The organism is Actinomyces sp. HMT 175 (assembly GCF_016694895.1).
Taxonomy (GTDB): Bacteria; Actinomycetota; Actinomycetes; order Actinomycetales; family Actinomycetaceae; genus Actinomyces; species Actinomyces oris.
Map to the genome: position 1 here is coordinate 879,396 of NZ_CP068012.1, position 15,781 is coordinate 895,176.

Annotated in this window: 16 protein-coding genes; 8 read left to right on the forward strand and 8 right to left on the reverse strand. The window is 70.1% G+C overall.

All coding sequences use genetic code 11. The annotated features are described in order from the left end of the window. Positions 1–5: 5 nt before the first annotated feature. From JJJ14_RS03785 to JJJ14_RS03795, 3 genes are read left to right on the forward strand one after another with little or no spacing between them, the layout of a single operon-like run. Entirely contained in the window at positions 6–833 is an 828-nt protein-coding gene (locus tag JJJ14_RS03785; protein WP_236592906.1) for a metal ABC transporter ATP-binding protein, read from the forward strand. After that, positions 830–1,888 (forward strand): metal ABC transporter permease, encoded by a 1,059-nt coding sequence (locus JJJ14_RS03790; protein ID WP_201444731.1) that lies wholly within the window; start codon positions 830–832, stop codon positions 1,886–1,888. Before JJJ14_RS03785 ends, JJJ14_RS03790 begins: the two co-directional genes overlap by 4 nt. After that, positions 1,885–2,775 (forward strand): metal ABC transporter permease, encoded by an 891-nt coding sequence (locus JJJ14_RS03795; protein ID WP_075404339.1) that lies wholly within the window; start codon positions 1,885–1,887, stop codon positions 2,773–2,775. The genes JJJ14_RS03790 and JJJ14_RS03795 overlap by 4 nt, the downstream gene beginning before the upstream one ends. Before the next feature lie 64 nt (positions 2,776–2,839). Here the strand turns inward: JJJ14_RS03795 and JJJ14_RS03800 are convergent, their stop codons facing one another. Next, positions 2,840–4,579 (reverse strand): phospho-sugar mutase, encoded by a 1,740-nt coding sequence (locus tag JJJ14_RS03800; RefSeq protein ID WP_101559369.1) that lies wholly within the window; start codon positions 4,577–4,579, stop codon positions 2,840–2,842. A 300-nt stretch (positions 4,580–4,879) separates the two neighbouring features. Here JJJ14_RS03800 and JJJ14_RS03805 point away from each other — a divergent pair, with 300 nt between their 5' ends. Both JJJ14_RS03805 and JJJ14_RS03810 read left to right on the forward strand, forming a co-directional pair. Continuing rightward, entirely contained in the window at positions 4,880–5,635 is a 756-nt protein-coding gene (locus JJJ14_RS03805) for a TIGR00730 family Rossman fold protein (RefSeq protein WP_201444732.1), read from the forward strand. A 105-nt stretch (positions 5,636–5,740) separates the two neighbouring features. After that, entirely contained in the window at positions 5,741–5,908 is a 168-nt protein-coding gene (locus JJJ14_RS03810) for a DUF3117 domain-containing protein (RefSeq protein WP_009396029.1), read from the forward strand. Positions 5,909–6,056: 148 nt separating this feature from the next. Here the strand turns inward: JJJ14_RS03810 and JJJ14_RS03815 are convergent, their stop codons facing one another. Further along, positions 6,057–6,692: an O-methyltransferase gene (locus tag JJJ14_RS03815; protein WP_009406302.1), complete on the reverse strand. Its 636-nt coding sequence runs from the start codon at positions 6,690–6,692 to the stop codon at positions 6,057–6,059. A gap of 159 nt (positions 6,693–6,851) precedes the next feature. Between JJJ14_RS03815 and JJJ14_RS03820 the strand changes: the two genes are divergently transcribed. After that, positions 6,852–7,796: a twin-arginine translocase TatA/TatE family subunit gene (locus tag JJJ14_RS03820; RefSeq protein ID WP_101559368.1), complete on the forward strand. Its 945-nt coding sequence runs from the start codon at positions 6,852–6,854 to the stop codon at positions 7,794–7,796. Positions 7,797–7,889: 93 nt separating this feature from the next. On the opposite strand, the gene JJJ14_RS03825 is transcribed toward JJJ14_RS03820, so the two are convergent. The 3 genes from JJJ14_RS03825 to JJJ14_RS03835 all read right to left on the reverse strand — a co-directional run bounded on the left by JJJ14_RS03825 (position 7,890) and on the right by JJJ14_RS03835 (position 10,959). Further along, entirely contained in the window at positions 7,890–9,032 is a 1,143-nt protein-coding gene (locus tag JJJ14_RS03825) for an Mrp/NBP35 family ATP-binding protein (RefSeq protein WP_201444733.1), read from the reverse strand. 69 nt (positions 9,033–9,101) lie between these two features. Then, entirely contained in the window at positions 9,102–9,674 is a 573-nt protein-coding gene (locus JJJ14_RS03830) for a DUF1003 domain-containing protein (RefSeq protein WP_101559366.1), read from the reverse strand. Next, a complete protein-coding gene (locus tag JJJ14_RS03835; RefSeq protein ID WP_003789676.1) occupies positions 9,667–10,959 on the reverse strand; it encodes a magnesium transporter MgtE N-terminal domain-containing protein in 1,293 nt (430 codons plus the stop codon). Before JJJ14_RS03835 ends, JJJ14_RS03830 begins: the two co-directional genes overlap by 8 nt. 80 nt (positions 10,960–11,039) lie before the next feature. On the opposite strand from JJJ14_RS03835, the gene JJJ14_RS03840 reads away from it, so the two are divergent. Beyond that, positions 11,040–11,846, forward strand: coding sequence for a general stress protein (locus JJJ14_RS03840; RefSeq protein ID WP_201444734.1), 807 nt, complete (start codon positions 11,040–11,042; stop codon positions 11,844–11,846). 29 nt (positions 11,847–11,875) lie between these two features. After that, positions 11,876–12,724: a sugar phosphate isomerase/epimerase family protein gene (locus JJJ14_RS03845; protein ID WP_201444735.1), complete on the forward strand. Its 849-nt coding sequence runs from the start codon at positions 11,876–11,878 to the stop codon at positions 12,722–12,724. A gap of 6 nt (positions 12,725–12,730) precedes the next feature. Here JJJ14_RS03845 and JJJ14_RS03850 read toward each other — a convergent pair whose 3' ends face one another. From JJJ14_RS03850 to JJJ14_RS03860, 3 genes are all read right to left on the reverse strand, one after another. Beyond that, positions 12,731–13,705 carry a cation diffusion facilitator family transporter gene (locus JJJ14_RS03850; protein ID WP_201444736.1) on the reverse strand — a complete coding sequence of 325 codons (975 nt, stop codon included), beginning with the start codon at positions 13,703–13,705 and terminating at the stop codon, positions 12,731–12,733. Further along, on the reverse strand, positions 13,702–14,073 hold the full coding sequence (locus tag JJJ14_RS03855) for an ArsR/SmtB family transcription factor (RefSeq protein WP_010614721.1): 372 nt from the start codon (positions 14,071–14,073) through the stop codon (positions 13,702–13,704). Before JJJ14_RS03855 ends, JJJ14_RS03850 begins: the two co-directional genes overlap by 4 nt. A 68-nt stretch (positions 14,074–14,141) precedes the next feature. Continuing rightward, complete coding sequence (locus JJJ14_RS03860) at positions 14,142–15,767, reverse strand: aminopeptidase P family protein (RefSeq protein WP_201444737.1); 1,626 nt, start codon at positions 15,765–15,767, stop codon at positions 14,142–14,144. Positions 15,768–15,781 lie beyond the last annotated feature (14 nt).

The window sequence follows — 15,781 nt, forward strand, 5'->3', positions numbered from 1 at the left end:
ACCGAATGACAGACCCCCGTGATCGCACTCCCGCGATGACCTCCCCAACCACCCGGACCGCTGCTGCCGAACCAGTCGTCACCCTGGAGGACGCGTCCTTCTCCTACGGCTCCTCCACCGTGCTCACCGGTGTCACCGGTCAGGTCCCGGCCGGGCAGGCCCTCGCCCTCGTGGGTCCCAACGGCTCGGGCAAGACGACACTCATGCGGGCACTGCTCGGCATGGTGACCGTCAGCAGGGGCCGGGTGCGTGTCAACGGGGCGGCACCGGGCAGAGCGCCACGGGGGTCCGTCGGATACGTTCCTCAGCTCAGCGACCTCGACCCCACCTTCCCCGTCACCGTGCGGGAGGTGGTCCAGATGGGCATGTACTCCCAGCTCGGCATCCTGCGGCGCCCCGGTGCCGAGGCCCGTCGTCGGGCGCTGGAGGCCCTTGACAGCGTGGGTCTGGCCGACCGCGCCGACAGGCGCTTCGGCACCCTGTCCGGCGGCCAGCAGCAGCGCGTCCTCGTGGCGCGCTGCGTGGCCGCCCGGCCCCGCCTCATCCTCCTCGATGAGCCCTTCAACGGCCTGGACCAGCCCAACCGGGACGCCCTGCTATCCATCATCACTGACCTCAAGGACCAGGGCATCTCCCTGGTCATCTCCACCCACGACCTCGTTCTGGCCCAGGAGACCTGCGAGCAGGCGGCCCTCCTGGCCGGACGGCAGATCGCCTTCGGACCGCGCGACGACGTGCTCGTGGCCCGCTACATCGACGAGGCCTACGGCGGCCACGGCACCACCCGGCTGCTGGGGCTCCGTTCCGGCGCGGGCACGCAGGAGCCGTCATGAGTGAGGCGATGACGCTCTTCACCCAGGCCCTCGAGCAGCTGCGCCTGGCGGCCCTCAACATCCCCGGGCTCACCGAGCTGGCGACGTATCCCTTCCTCTTCCGCCCCCTGGTGATGGTGGTGCTCCTGGGCGTCGTCGCAGGCGTCATCGGTGTCATCGTCAACCTGCGCAGCGCCGAGTTCAGCGCCGAGGCCATGGTCCACGCCGTCTTCCCCGGGATCGTCGCCGGCGCCGTCTACTGGGGGATCGACGCGATCATCCCGGCGGCCTCCGTCGTCGCCGTCGCCGCGGCCGTGGTGCTGACCATCGTCTCGCACCGCTCGCATCGGGGGGAGGCCTCCGAGGCCGGCACCGCCGTCGTCCTCACCAGCTTCTTCTCCGTCGGGCTCATCCTGTCCCTGGCCAAGGGCGACATGTCCGGCCAGCTCGAGGCCCTCATGTTCGGCCGCCTCCTGGAGGTCACTGATGCGCGCCTCGCCCAGGCGCTCATCGTGTGCGCCGTCGCACTGCTGCTCATTGCGGCGACCTGGAAGGAGCAGGTGGCCTACGCCTTCGACCGCACCGGCGCCCGCGCCTCCGGGCTGAGGCTGCTCGCACTCGACCTGATCCTCAACACCGCCATCGCTGCCGCGGTCGTTTCCGCCTCGACGGCGGTGGGGATCCTCCTGGTCATCGGCTACCTCGTCATCCCCGGTGCGACGGCGCGCGTTCTTGCCTCCCGGGTACGCACCATGGTCCTGGTCGCCATCGCCGTGGGTGTGGGCGGGGGGTACCTGGGCATGCTGCTCATGGCCCTGCCCGAGACCTCCGACAAGCCGATCTCACCGCAGGCCACCGTGGCCCTGGTGATGACCGGGATCCTCCTGATCGCCGTCGGCGTCTCAACCGCGCGCGAAAGGCTGCGCGGGCCGGCTCGGCGGGCCGGCTCAGTGCAGTCCGCGGCAGCTGCGTCGACCTCGACGACGGTAGGTGCGCAGGCCAGTGCCGATCCCGTCGGGGGACCGGAGGACTCGGCGAGAGGCGTGACCCCGACGACCGAGAGGAGCCGGGTATGAGAATCGGGTTCGACATCCTCCTGCTGCCCATCGTCGAGGTCCTTCTCATGGGGCTCCTGGCCGGGCTCGTGGGGGCGCTCGCGCTGGTCCATCGCCGGATCTTCTTCACCGAGTCACTCACTCACGCGACCTTCCCCGGAGCGATCGTCGGCGTGGTCACCGCCGCCTGGTTCTCGCGGGCGGTTCTCGGCCAGCACGCCGACTTCACCCTCCTGTCCGCGCTGGTGCTGGTGGGAGCCGCCTTCATGTGCCTGCCGATGATCTGGCTCATGCGGCGACTGTCCCAGGTTCCCGGGATCTCCTCCCAGTCGGCCGCCGGCGTTGTCCTCACCTTCGGATTCGCCCTGGGCTACTTCCTCAACAAGTGGTTCGCCCCGCTGCCGATCAAGGTGGACTCCTTCCTGGCCGGTTCCGTGCTCAACGTCAATCGCGTCGATGTCATTGCCGTCGGCACCGTCCTGGCGCTGACGGTCCTCGTGCTCGCGGTGGCCGGGCGGTTCCTCACCTTCTACAGCTTCGACCCGCTGGGATACCGCGCCAGCGGTCTGAAGCCCGCCTGGGCCGAGGGGACCGTCATGGTCATGATTACCCTGACCATCGTGATGCTCGTTCCCGCCGTCGGCACGATTCTGCCCATCGCGCTCATCGCCGCGCCCGCGGCCGCGCTGGCGCCGTGGACGCGCACCATGAGCCGGCTGCTGATCGGCGCCCCGATTCTCGGTGCGGCGACGTCCCTGGCCGGGCTGTTGATCGCAGTGCAGCTGAACCTGTCCGCAGGCGGAGTCATCGCCGTGGCCTGTGGAGTGGTCTACCTGGTCTCAGCCCTGCTCCACTGGGCCGCGACGCGCGGTGCCTGGGTGCGAGTGCCGCTGCTACGCCGGGGCTGAGCCCGCGCCGATCCTGCGCGGGCGCTCCCGGCGACGCCGGAGCCAGGCCTGCAATGGGGGTTGTTCAGGCAGCGATCCCCAGAATGCCGCGCAGGTCGGCCTTGATGGCCTCCAGGCGCTCAGCGGCCGCCTCGCGCACCTGCGCCACCGGAGTGTCATTCGTCGGCAGAATCACTTCGCAGTAGCACTTGAGCTTGGGCTCGGTTCCCGAGGGGCGCACGACCACTCGGTCATCCGAGGCCGTCACCCACACCAGGCCGTTCGTGGGGGGAAGGGTACCGCCGTTGCCGTCCGAGACGCCGTCGAGCAGATCCACCGTCTTGGTGACCGGGGAACCGGCGAGCTTGGCCGGCGCCCCGCCCGAACGCAGACGCTCCATGGTGCTGGTGATGATCTCGAGGTCCTCGACCCGCATGCTCAACGGGCTCGTGGCGTGCAGACCGTGGTCACGCGCGAGCCGGTTGAGCAGATCCTGCAGGGTCCGGCCCTGCTGCTTGAGCACGGAGGTCAGCACCGCCAGCCGCACCGAGGCGGAGATGCCGTCCTTGTCCCGCACCGCGGCGGGATCGACGCAGTAGCCCAGGGCCTCCTCGTAGCCGAAGACCAGGCCCGGCTCCCGGCTGATCCACTTGAAGCCCGTCAGCGTGCGGCGGAAGCCCAAGCCGTGGGACTGGGCGATCCGGCGCAGCAGGCGGGAGGAGACCACGGAGCAGGCCAGAACCCCGTTGCCCGCGAAGGCAGCCAGCTCGGCGGCCTGCTCACCCAGGAGCGCGCCGACCTCATCGCCCGTCAGCTGACGCCAGCCGCCGGGAGCATCCTCGTCCGGGATGGCGGCGGAGCAACGATCCGCATCGGGATCGTTGGCGATCACCAGGTCCGCCTCGACCCGCCGGGCCTTGTCCAGCGCCAGGTCGAGCGCCCCGGGCTCCTCCGGGTTGGGGAAGGCGACCGTCGGGAAGTCCGGATCCGGCTCGAACTGCTCAGCCACCTCGACGACGTCGGTGAACCCGGCTCGCGCGAGCACCTCCCGGCAGGTGGCCCCACCCACGCCGTGCATCGCCGTCAACACGATCTTCACCGGGGCGGGGGCCGTCATCCGAGCCGCCTGAGCGGCCCGCTCGATGTACTCCTCCCGGATCTCCGGGTCGACCGTCTCCCAGCCCGACTGCGGGCGGGGCACGGAGCTGACCGGGCCGACGGCGTCGATCGCCGCAGCGATCTGGCTGTCATAGGGGGGAACGATCTGGGCCCCCTGACCTGAGTCGGTCACGGCCCGCCCGCCCAGGTAGACCTTGTAGCCGTTGTCCTGGGGAGGGTTGTGCGAGGCCGTCACCATGACGCCGGCGTCGGCCTCCAGGCGCCGCAGCGCGAAGGCGAGTACCGGGGTCGGGCAGTGCGACTCGAAGAGAATGGCCCGACCGCCCGCACCGGTGACGACCGCGGCCGTATCGAGGGCGAACTGCTCGGAGTTGTGGCGGGCGTCGTAACCGATGACGACGCTGAAGCCCTCACCGAGACGGTCCTTGAGGTAAGCGGACAACCCCGCCGCGGCGCGGATGACGACGACCCGGTTCATCCGGTTGGGGCCCCCGCCCAGGCGGCCTCGCAGGCCGGCCGTGCCGAAGGCGAGGGTGCCGCTGAAGGCGTCGCTGAGTGCCCTGCGAGCCGCCTGGGCCTGCTCGCCATGAGAACGGGCGGCGCTCAGCAGCTCAGTGAGCTCGGCGCGGGTGACGGGGTCCGGATCGTCCTGGATCCACGCGTCCACGGCAACGTCGTCGTACACATCTTCAGGGCCTCGGGTCATATCTGCGACGGTACCGCGCGATAACTTCTGGAAACGCTCACAATGACGCTCCTCACTGGTGTTTCCAAACACAAGGAGAATTCAGTCACCAGGGTGACGGAGAGCCCCTGAAGATAAGATGTCTTGAATTAAATTGGCGGTATAATTCGGGTTTGTTCTGAGAGTTCTGAGAGATGAGATGCTGGTGAGAAAGGTGTGGGTGGCGGGGATGAATTTCTGGGACTTTTGTCCCTCACGTGTCCTCTTCTTCTGCGCACTGAATACGTCGCCGTCTCGGCGGGATTAGGGGATCATGGCCGCATGAGTTCACGTCAGTCCTACCGCAAGGGACCAGTGGTGCTGCGCGGCACCCAGATCCCCACCCAGACCACCGACGCGCGACTGCTGAGCAGTGACGCCGACGCCGACTGGCTCCACGCCGACCCGTGGCGGGTCATGCGCATCCAGGCGGAGTTCGTCGAGGGCTTCGGGGCCCTGGCGGAGCTGGGGCCGGCCATCAGCGTCTTCGGGTCAGCCCGCACCAAGCCCGAGGATCCCACCTACCGGGTGGCCATGGAGGTGGGGGCGGGGCTGGCACGCGCCGGCTACGCCGTCATCACCGGAGGCGGCCCGGGCATGATGGAGGCCGCCAACCGCGGCTGCCACGAGGCCGGCGGCACCTCAGTGGGGCTGGGTATCGAGCTGCCCCACGAGCAGGGCATGAACGAGTACGTCGACCTCGGGGTCAACTTCCGCTACTTCTTCGCCCGCAAGACCATGTTCGTCAAGTACTCCGACGGATTCGTCGTCATGCCCGGCGGAATGGGGACCCTCGACGAGCTCTTCGAGGCACTCACCCTGGTCCAGACTCAGAAGATCTCCTCCTTCCCCATCGTCCTGGTGGACAGCGGCTACTGGGGTGGGCTGCTGGAGTGGCTGCGCACCTCGATGATCGAGCGCGGCATGATCGCTGCGAGCGACCCCGACCTGCTGCACGTCGTCGATGACGCTGAGGCGGCCGTGGCCTACGTGGTCAGTGCGGCCCGCAGGCTGCGCGACGGCCGGGCGGGGGCGTGAATCGCGTCATGGCGGGCCCGTCCTCGAACCTTGCACCTTGAATGTCGTAGAATATGACAGGTCGCGCGGCGATGTGCCCGCGCAGCACTGACGAAAGGTGAGCACATGGCTGCCATGAAGCCCCGGACCGGAGACGGCCCCCTCGAAGTCGTCAAGGAAGGCCGCGCCATCATCATGCGGGTTCCGCTTGAGGGTGGTGGTCGACTCGTCCTCGAGATCACGGCCGATGAGGTCAAGGCACTCGGAGAGGCCCTGGCCAACGCCAAGATCTGACCGATCCTGGCGCCCGGGGGCAGCCGGGTACCACTGGGACCTCGGCGTCGAGGAGCCGGTGGCCGAGTCATCCAGCCTCGCGAGAGAGGGCCGGACCCCATGCGGGTCCGGCCCTCTTCGTCGTTCCGGCCGGTTGGGCGGTGAACAGTCAGGTCTGGCGCACGGAGACGAGCAGGCCGTCTCCGACGGGCAGCAGCGTGGTCAGCAGCGCGCGGGAGGCCCGCAGCGCCTTGCCGAGCTCGCGGGCTGCCACGGTGGTGACGTCACGGCGGGCCGGGTCGGCCACGTGGTCGTTCCACAGGGCCCGAGTGACGGCCAGGACCCCGCCGGGGCGCAGCATCCGCAGGGCGTTGGAGGCCAGGAGGATCGCCTCCTCCGGGGCGACGTCGAGCACCACCATGTCGTAGGAGCGGGCCGCCATCCGGGGCATGACGTCCGAGGCCCGCCCCTGGATGATGCGGGTGCGTGAGGAGGGATAGCCGGCCCCGTCGAAGGCGCGACGCGCCTCGCGCTGGAGCTCGGGCTCGACATCGATCGTGGTGAGGACCCCGTCAGTGCCCATGCCGCCCAGCAGCCACAGGCCCGAGACGCCGGTGCCGGTGCCGACTTCGGCCACGGACTTGGCTCCCACTGAGGCGGCCAGCATCCGCAGCGCGGCTCCGGTCCCCGAGGACACCGGGGTGATGCCGAGCTCGAGCCCGCGTATGCGGGCCTGGGCGGTGGCCTCGTCCTCCGCGGTGAAGTCCTCCGTGTAGGACCAGCTCAGCGTCTTGTCCGCACTCACTGTGAGCCTTTCTTCTGCTGCGGGGTGCCAGGCGCACCCCTCAAGCCACATTGTTCCAGGTGTTCGGCCTGATAGGCGGAAGGGCGCTCGCCCGGGTGAGTCCGCCGGTAGGCGAACCGAGGCGGATTCGGACCGGTGGGACTCCCTATACTGAGCGGCGTGTTCGGCATCAACGGATCTGAGTTCCTCGTCATCATCCTGGTGGCGGTGATCGTGGTGGGGCCGCAGCGCTTGCCCGAGTACACCCGCAAGCTCACGCAGATGGTGCGTCAGCTCCGGGTGTTCCTGGACAACGCGCGCAGCCAGATCGCTGAGGAGGTCGGCCCCGAGATGGCCGACCTGGACCTGTCCAGCCTCGATCCGCGCCAGTACGACCCGCGCAAGATCGTGCGCGACGCCCTGGGGGAGGACATCGACGCCATCCGCGAGGATCTCGCCCACCCCTTCCGCTCCGTCGGCTCAGCCGCCAAGGAGATGTCCGACGACGCCGCACAGGCTGTCAACGACGTGGTCAAGAAGGATCGGGCCACGTCGCTGAGCAAGCAGATCGAGGCCAAGCGCGACGAGCGGCTGGCCGAGAAGGATGCCGAGAAGGCTGAGAGCAGCGGGAGCACCGAGGGCTCCGAGAACTCCGAGAGCACTGAGGGTGTCGAGAACGCTGAGAGCCCGCAGAGCGCTGAGCAGGCAGCTGCCGCTCCGCCGCGGGGAGTGCTCCAGCAGGCGGACGACGTCGAGGATGACGCCGAGGCCGAGACTGAGGCTGGGTCAGTCGAGTCGGTCGAGTTGGTCGAGTCGGCCGACGGGGCTGAAGAGACTGAGCCGGAGAAGACAGAGCCCGAGCAGTCCGGGGAGGCCGAGGACACGGAGGGCACTGAGCAGCTGGAGCAGTCCGAGCGTCCGGCCGAGCCGGAGCCGGTCGAGGTCCCGACAAGCCTGGTCGAGCCGCAGGCCGCTGCCTCCGGCGAGGATGCAGGGGACGCCACCGCGGCGGGTGATGACTCCCGTACCCGCGTGCGTCCTCTGTCCCCTCGCGACATCGTGCGCGCCGCCAACGCCGCCGCCCGCACCCGCGCCGAGGCTGCGCGCATCGCCGTCGACTTCTGACCCGTACGAGCTTCGCCCCATCGTGCCGGGCGAAAGAGCCGTCGGGCGATGTGACCAATGCCGGACTCGGTCAGAGAGCCGGCGGGGCCGGCATCAGGCCGGGGTGACCCCCAGGCTCTTGCCGGCCAGGCCGCGGGAGCGGTGAGTCAGGCGCTGGGCCACAGCGGACAGTTCCAGGGCTGCGGGGGCGTCGGCGGCCGGCTTGCCGTCCTGGGCCACGGTGGCCGGCAGTCCGGTGTCGGAGCCCTCGCGCAGGCGGATGTCCAGTGGCAGCTGGGCCAGCAGCGGCACCTCGTAGCCGAGGGTCTCGCTCAGGGAGGCGCTGACGATCTCGCCCCCGCCGGAGCCGAAGATCTCCAGGCGTGAGCCGTCGGGCTGGGGCATGTAGGACATGTTCTCGATGACGCCCACCACCTTCTGGTGCGTCTGGGTGGCGATGAGGCCGGTGCGCTCGGCGACCTCGGCGGCGGCCGTCTGCGGGGTGGTGACCACGAGAATCTCGGCGTTCGGGAGCAGCTGGGCCACGGAGATCGTCACGTCGCCGGTGCCGGGCGGCAGGTCCAGCAGCAGGACGTCCAGGTCGCCCCAGAACACGTCGGACAGGAACTGCTGGACGGCGCGGTGCAGCATGGGGCCGCGCCACACAACCGGCTGCTTGTCCTCCACGAACATGCCGATGGAGATGACCTTTACCCCGTGGGCCACAGGCGGCACGATCATGCCGTCGAGCTGGGTGGGCACCCGCTCCACCCCCAGCATGCGGGGGATGGAGAAGCCGTAGATGTCGGCATCCACCACGCCCACGCTCAGGCCCTGGGCGGCCATGGCGGCGGCGAGGTTCGCGGTCACCGAGGACTTGCCGACCCCTCCCTTGCCGGAGGTGACGGCGTAGACCCGGGTGAGGTTGCCCGGCTGGGTGAAGGGAACCACCGGTTCGGCGGCCCCACCGCGCAGGCGGCGCCGCAGCTCGGCCTTCTGCTCATCGTTCATGACGCCCAGGCTCACCTGCACCTCGGTGACACCCTCGACGGTGCTGACCTCGCGTCGGGTGTCGGCGGTGATCGTGTCCTTCAAGGGGCACCCGGCCACGGTCAGGAGCACCTCGACGCTGACCACGCCGTCCTCGGCGATGTCAACGGAGGAGACCATTCCCAGGTCGGTGATGGGGCGGTGCAGCTCGGGGTCGATGACCCTGGTCAGCGCCTCCATGACGGCGTCATGAGTCGGTTGCGTCATGGGCCCATCCTAGGGGTGCCGTCGAGCGCCACGACAGGTGGCGAGTCCCACGTGAGGGCCGGGTGCCCCTCACTGAGCGGTGCGCTGCTCAGGGATGGTGTCGGGCTCGTCATCGCCGCTGTCCTGGAACTCGGCGATCTCCTCACGGGTGAGGCGCTCCTCGGCGAGGATCTCGCTGAGCATGTCGCGAAGTTCGCTGCGCACGAAGTCGCGGGTGGCGACGTCGTTCATGGCCAGGCGCAGGGCGGCGATCTCCCGGGTGAGGAACTCGGTGTCCTCCAGGTTGCGCTGGGCGCGCTGGCGGTCCTGCTCGGCGGTGACGCGGTCGCGGTCGTCCTGTCGGTTCTGGGCCAGCATGATGAGGGGGGCCGAGTAGGAGGCCTGGGTGGAGAAGGCCAGGTTGAGCAGGATGAAGGGGTAGGGGTCCCAGGCCTGCTGCATCTTGGCCAGGATGAGGTTCGCCACGATCCACACAGCGACGAAGATCGACATGTAGAGCACGAACTTGGGCGAGCCCATGAAGCGGGCGGTGGCCTCGGCGAAGCGGCCGAAGCCGTCCGAGCGCGAGGCGTGGGCCGGATGCGTCCTGCGCAGCCACCGCAGGCGACTGTCGGGCAAGGGCTGGTCGAGCTGGTCAGGCATTGGCGCCCCTCTCGATCGTCTCGTCGGTGACGGCCTCGTCGGCCACGCGCCAGTCGTCGGGCATGAGGTGGTCCAGGACGTCGTCGACACTGACGGCGCCCAGCAGGCGTCCGGCGTCGTCGAGGACCGGCAGGGCCGTCAGGTTGTAGGTGGCCAGCAGGCGGGTGACGGTACCGATGGAGTCCTCGGGGCGCACGGAGTCGACGTCGGTGTCCACGATGGAACCGACCATGCGCTGAGGGCGCTCGCGCAGGGCCCGCTGGAAGTGGATCATGCCCACGAACTTGCCGGTGGGGGACTCCAGGGGCGGGCGGCACACGAAGCCGACGGCGGCCAGGGCGGGAGGGATCTCGGCCTTGCGGGACTGGGCCAGGAAGGTCGCCACTGTTGACTCGGGGGGCAGGATGATCGGCTCGGTGGTCATGAGTCCGCCGGCGGTGTACTCGTCGTAGGCCATGAGGCGGCGCACGTCCTCGGCCTCCTCGGGCTCCATGAGGCCCAGCAGCTCGGCGGCCTTGAGCTGGGGGAGGTCGGCGACCAGGTCGGCGGCGTCGTCGGGCTGCATGGCGTCCAGGACGTGGGCGGCGCGCCCGGCCTCCAGGCGGGACAGGAGGGCGACGGCGTCCTCGTTGCCGAGCTCCTCCAGGACGTCGGCCAGGCGCTCATCGGTCAGCTCGGCGGCCACGCGCATCTGGCTGTCCTGGGGCAGGTCGCGCATGACGTCGGCCAGGTCGGCCGGCTTGAGGTCCTCCAAGGTGGCCAGCAGTGCGGTGGCGCCCTGCTGGTCGGCGCTGGCGGCCAGGCCGCTGACCTCGTCGGGGCGCACCGTGAAGGTCTCCCCGCGGCGCAGGCCCAGGGGGCCCGAGGAGGCCCGCTGGACGAACAGGCGGGTCACCTTCCAGTCCATGCCGCGGTCGCGCTCGATGGCCACGTCGCGCACCGTGACGTTCCCCGAGCCGTCGCGCATGGTGACCACCCGGTCCAGCAGCTCGCCGACGACCAGGGTCTCCACGTGGCGCTGGGTGAAGCGGCGGATGTTCATCAGGCCCGTGGTGATGACGGCCCCGGGCTCGATGGCGGTGATCCTCGACAGGGGCAGGAAGACGCGGCGCCGGCTGGAGACCTCGATGACGAAGCCGACGGCCCTGGGCTCTCCGCGCATCTGCAGCAGGACGACGACGTCATGGACCTTGCCCACCTCATCGCCCAAGGGGTCGAAGACGGAGGTACCGATGAGGCGGGCCACAAAAACCCTGCTGGTCGTGCGCGTCCTGGTGTTCTCCACAAGCCAAGCCTATGCGCCTGAGGCGTGATTGCCTGCCGATGGGCCCGTACCGCGTGCCCGCGCGTGCGACGATAGCCCCCATGAGTGCCAATCCGAGCCCGTTGTCCTCCCTGACCTCGTCCAGTGGTGGTGTCATGCCCCAGGGGGAGGAGGTGGCCTCCTTCGCGACCTACCCCGAGGCGCAGAGGGCGGTCGACGCTCTGTCGGACCAGGGCTTCCCGGTGCAGCACCTGGCGATCATCGGCACCGACCTGCGTCAGGTCGAGCGCATCACCGGGCGTATGAGCTGGGGGAGGGCGGCGATGTCGGGGGCTCTCAACGGCCTGTGGATCGGGGTGTTCTTCGGCATCATCATGTCGGTGGCCGGCAGCAGTGGTCCCAGGCTCAACTTCTGGGCCTGTGTCCTGCTGGGGGTGCTGTGGGGGATCGTCTTCCAGCTCTTCAGCTACGCCCTGACCCGGGGGCGGCGCGACTTCACCTCCATCAGTCAGGTCGTGGCCTCGCGCTACTCGATCCTCGCCGCCCGGGAGATTCACGAGGCCAGCCAGGCTCTGGCCGACGTCCCGGGCAACCTCGCGCGTGGGGCGGGCGCGCTGCGGCGCTCCCAGGAGCGGCGTCGTGCGCGACAGGAGGCCCCCGGGCCCACCGCCTTCGGCTCGCGCCCCGACGAGCAGCCCCGCTTCGGGGTGCGCCTGCCGCAGCCCGGCAGTGACGCTCCTGAGCGGACCCCCACTGCCTCGGCCGGCTCCGCCTCCGGCGCCCCGGCCATTGCCGAGGACTACGACCCCTTCCTGCGTCCCTCGCGATCGGAGGGTCGCAAGGAGCCGGGGGCCCCGGCGTCGTCGCAGGAGTCCGGCGATGAGACCGGCTCCGGTGACAAGGGCTGAGCGGCACTGAGGGACGAGGGAGCGCGACAATGAGCATTCCGGTGGGGCTGTCGACCGCCTGTGTGGTTCCTGGCAGTGTTCCCGACACCTTCGCCATCGCCCAGGAGCTGGGCTACGACGGCGTCGAGATCATGGTCTGGAGTGAGAAGGCATCCCAGGACGCCACCCGGCTGGCGGCCCTGGTGGAGAAGCACGACCAGCCGGTGCTGGCGGTCCATGCCCCCACGCTGCTGGTGACCCGTGGGGTCTTCGGCGCCGATCCGTGGGACAAGGTGGACCGCTCCATCGAGCTGGCCCACTACCTCGAGGCGCCCACGGTGGTGCTGCACCCGCCCTTCTTCTGGCAGACCCGTTACGCGCGCTCCTTCATCGCCGGGGTCGCGCAGCGCGAGGCGACCACGGGCATCCACCTGGCGGTGGAGAACATGTTCACCTGGCGGCCCCGCCACGCCCACTCCACGCGCGATTTCCAGGCCTACTCGCCCACCTGGGATCCGGTGGGGCAGGGCTACAAGTCAGTGACTCTGGACATCTCCCACGCCGCCACCTCCGGCTCCGACGCCCTGGCCATGGCCCGCGCGCTGGGGCCCACGCTGCGCCACCTGCACCTGACCGACGGCGTGCCCGGGCCCCTGGACGACCACCTGCTGGCCGGGCAGGGCAACCAGGACTGCGCCGGGGTCCTCAAGCACCTGGTGGCCACCGGCTTCGAGGCCGGTGGGGGACAGGTCGTCGTCGAGGTGACCACCCGGTCCATGACGGCCTCCCAGCGTCTCGAGGGCCTCGCCAGCGCGCTGGCCTTCGCCCGTGAGCACCTGGAAGGTGGGGAGCCGGCTCACATTCCCGAGCCGACCCGCAAACGCTACCGCCGTTCCTGACCCGGCCTAGCAGTAGGCGGCCTCGTGCTCGAGGTGCGAGACGGGCTCGAGCTGGAGGGTCGCGTGCTGGATCCTGACCGGGAAGTGCTCGGCCACGCAGTTCTGGAGCCGGTCGAGGATCTCCTCGGTGTGACCGTCGCGCAGGCACTCGTCGCGCACGACGACGTGCGCGGTCAGCACCGGCATGCCCGAGGCGACGGTCCAGGCATGCAGGTCGTGGACCTCCTCGACGTGGTCGATGCCGAGCATGTGCGAGCGCACCTGCGCCAGGTCCAGCTCCCGGGGAGTGAAGTCCATGAGCACCGCCAGGGCCGAGCGCAGCAGCGTCACCGCCCGGGGCAGGATGAGGACGGCGATGAGCAGGGAGGCCACGGCGTCGGCCCGCGTCCAGCCGGTGCGGGCCACGACGGCGGCAGCGATGATGACGCCCACTGATCCCAGGGCGTCATTGAGGACCTCCAGCAGAGCGGCCCTCATGTTGAGGTTCTCGCCGTGTCCGTCATGCCCCCGGCCGCCAGAGAGGACCAGCAGCGCGATGACGTTGGCGGCCAGACCGATGACACCCATGACGAGCATGCCCGAGGCCTCGACCTGCGGGGCCACCAGCAGGTTGTGAACCGCCTTGAAGGCCACGAAGAGCCCGACGACGGCGAGCATGCCCGCCTGGAGCGCGGCCCCGATGACCTCGGCGCGACGCATGCCCCAGGTGGAGCGGTCCGTGGCCGGACGCGTGGACAGCTGGGCGGCCGTCAGGGCCATGGCCAGGCCGGCGACGTCGGTGAGCATGTGCCCGGCGTCGGCCAGCAGCGCCAGCGATCCGGTGACAAGGGCGCTGACGATCTCGGCCACCAGGACCGTGGTCGACAGGCACAGGGCGACCAGGAGCCGACCTCGTGAGGCCCCGGCGCCGTGGTTGTGCGAGTGACCGTGGGAGTGGTGGTGGGAATGGGTGTCGGGCTCGTGACCGGCTGGGGTGCTCACTGCGGCTCCTTGCCCCGGCTCACTCCGTCCGCGGAGATGACGGCGGCCAAGGACTCGGCAGCGGCCAGGACCTGCTCGATGGCCTCGGGATTCTCGATCCGGCTGACGTTGGCCCGTCCGTGGGAGTGGCTGGAGATGAGACCGGCGCTGCGCAGGATCGCCAGGTGCTGGGAGACGGTCGACTGGGCCAGGCCCAAGTGCTCGGTCAGCTCCACCACCCGGTGCTCGCCGCCGTGGAGGTGGCGCAGGATCGCCAGGCGGGTGGCGTCCCCCAGGACATCGAGCAGGGAGGCCACGGTGGAGGCCTCGCGCACAGCACCGTGGTCCTGGGGGCGGTCCTCGGGCAGCAGCCCATGTTTCATCGTCATGCGGCGATGCTATCTACAAATAGCGATGAGCGGCAAGGGGGGTGGCCGAGCAGTCAGTCAGTCGGCAGTCAGTTGGCGATGAGCCCGCTCACCCAGGCCTCGACCTCCTCCACGGTGCGGGGCACGTCCTGAGTGAGGCGCTCCACGCTGCCGTCCTCACGCACCACGACGTCGTCCTCGATGCGCACGCCCGTGCCACGCATCTCGGCGGGCACCAGCAGGTCGTCCTCGCGGAAGTACAGTCCCGGCTCGATGGTGAAGCACATGCCCGGCTTGAGCTCGGCCTCCATGTACATCTCGCGGCGCGCCTGGGCGCAGTCGTGGACATCCAGGCCCAGGTGGTGGCTGGTGCCGTGCACCATCCAGCGCCGGTGGTACTGGCCTTCGGGGGCCAGGGAGTCGGCTGCGCTGACGCCCTCGGGCAGCATCCCCCACTCCTCGAGGCGGGCGGCGATCACCTCCATGGCGGCGGCGTGGACGTCCTTGAAGCGGCAGCCCGGGGTGCCCGCACGGGCGAAGGCGGCGTCGGCGGCGTCGAGAACCGCCTGGTAGATCCGGCGCTGAGCCTCGGTGAAGCGACCATCGACCGGGATCGTGCGAGTGACGTCAGCGGTGTAGAGGGAGTCGACCTCGACACCGGCGTCCACCAGGACCAGCTGGCCGGGCTCGACAGCGCCGTCATTGTTGATCCAGTGCAGGGTGTTGGCGTGGTTGCCGGCCGCGGCGATCGTGTCATAGCCCAGGCCGTTGCCCTCCTCACGGGCCTTGGCCCCGAAGGCCCCCTCCAGGACCCGCTCACCGCGCCAGTGGCCGCGGGCCCGGGGGATGGAGCGGATGAGGTCGTCGAAGCCGGCCTTGGTGGCGGCGACGGCGGCACGCAGCTGGTCGATCTCCCAGGGGTCCTTGACCAGGCGCAGCTCGCTGGCGGCCTCGGCCAGACCGGCGTCGACCTCCGCGGCGCCCTGGCCGGTCTGCAACCCGACCTTCTCCCGCGTGGAGGTCACCAGAGCGGTGACGGACTCATCGGCCTCGGCGACGACGCGCAGCTGCACCGCGTCGGGACCGGCATCCTTGGCCAGCGCGTCGGGCAGGGAGTCGATGTGGGCGCAGCGCATGCCGGTGGAGGCCTCGACCTCCTCCAGGGAGGGCCGCACCCCCACCCACAGCTCGCCGTAGCGGGGGTCGCCGTAGAACTCCTGGCTGGATCGCGAGGCCCGGGGCCGGAAGTAGAGGACTGCCTCATGCGTCGGGGCGACGTCGTCGGTGTCATCGGAGCCGTCCGCGGAACCGGCGTCCTGACTCGGCTCGGTGAGGGGGTCCAGGACGAGCACGGCATCCGGCTCGAAGTCCGTGCCGGTTCCGGCCAGGTGGGCGAAGGCGCTGTGGGGCCTGAACCGGTAGTCGCAGTCGTTGTTGCGCACCTTGAGCGCGCCCGCGGGCAGGACCAGGCGCTCGCCGGGGAAGAGCCTGCCGAGGGCCTCACGGCGGGCGGCCGCCCAGGGAGCCGCCTCGCTGCGGGCGGGCAGACCCTCGGGACGCGGCCCCCACCCCGAGCCGATGAAGTCACGGAAGGCCTGGTTCTCGGGCTGGCGGGACCGGTTGGAGCCTCGCGCCGCCAAGGACTGGGGGGCCTCCTGCGAGGAGGCGGGGGACTCGTCGGACGGGTGGTTGTCTGCGGAAGAAGTCGGTGTCATAGGGGCATCATCCC

Coding starts and splice junctions, on each gene's coding strand:
- JJJ14_RS03825 (WP_201444733.1), bottom strand. CDS start 9,032: ATGACGCAACCGACTCATGACGCCGTCATGGAGGCGCTGACCAGGGTC.
- JJJ14_RS03845 (WP_201444735.1), top strand. CDS start 11,876: ATGAGCATTCCGGTGGGGCTGTCGACCGCCTGTGTGGTTCCTGGCAGT.
- JJJ14_RS03785 (WP_236592906.1), top strand. CDS start 6: ATGACAGACCCCCGTGATCGCACTCCCGCGATGACCTCCCCAACCACC.
- JJJ14_RS03790 (WP_201444731.1), top strand. CDS start 830: ATGAGTGAGGCGATGACGCTCTTCACCCAGGCCCTCGAGCAGCTGCGC.
- JJJ14_RS03855 (WP_010614721.1), bottom strand. CDS start 14,073: ATGACGATGAAACATGGGCTGCTGCCCGAGGACCGCCCCCAGGACCAC.
- JJJ14_RS03800 (WP_101559369.1), bottom strand. CDS start 4,579: ATGACCCGAGGCCCTGAAGATGTGTACGACGACGTTGCCGTGGACGCG.
- JJJ14_RS03830 (WP_101559366.1), bottom strand. CDS start 9,674: ATGCCTGACCAGCTCGACCAGCCCTTGCCCGACAGTCGCCTGCGGTGG.
- JJJ14_RS03840 (WP_201444734.1), top strand. CDS start 11,040: ATGAGTGCCAATCCGAGCCCGTTGTCCTCCCTGACCTCGTCCAGTGGT.
- JJJ14_RS03795 (WP_075404339.1), top strand. CDS start 1,885: ATGAGAATCGGGTTCGACATCCTCCTGCTGCCCATCGTCGAGGTCCTT.
- JJJ14_RS03860 (WP_201444737.1), bottom strand. CDS start 15,767: ATGACACCGACTTCTTCCGCAGACAACCACCCGTCCGACGAGTCCCCC.
- JJJ14_RS03805 (WP_201444732.1), top strand. CDS start 4,880: ATGAGTTCACGTCAGTCCTACCGCAAGGGACCAGTGGTGCTGCGCGGC.
- JJJ14_RS03810 (WP_009396029.1), top strand. CDS start 5,741: ATGGCTGCCATGAAGCCCCGGACCGGAGACGGCCCCCTCGAAGTCGTC.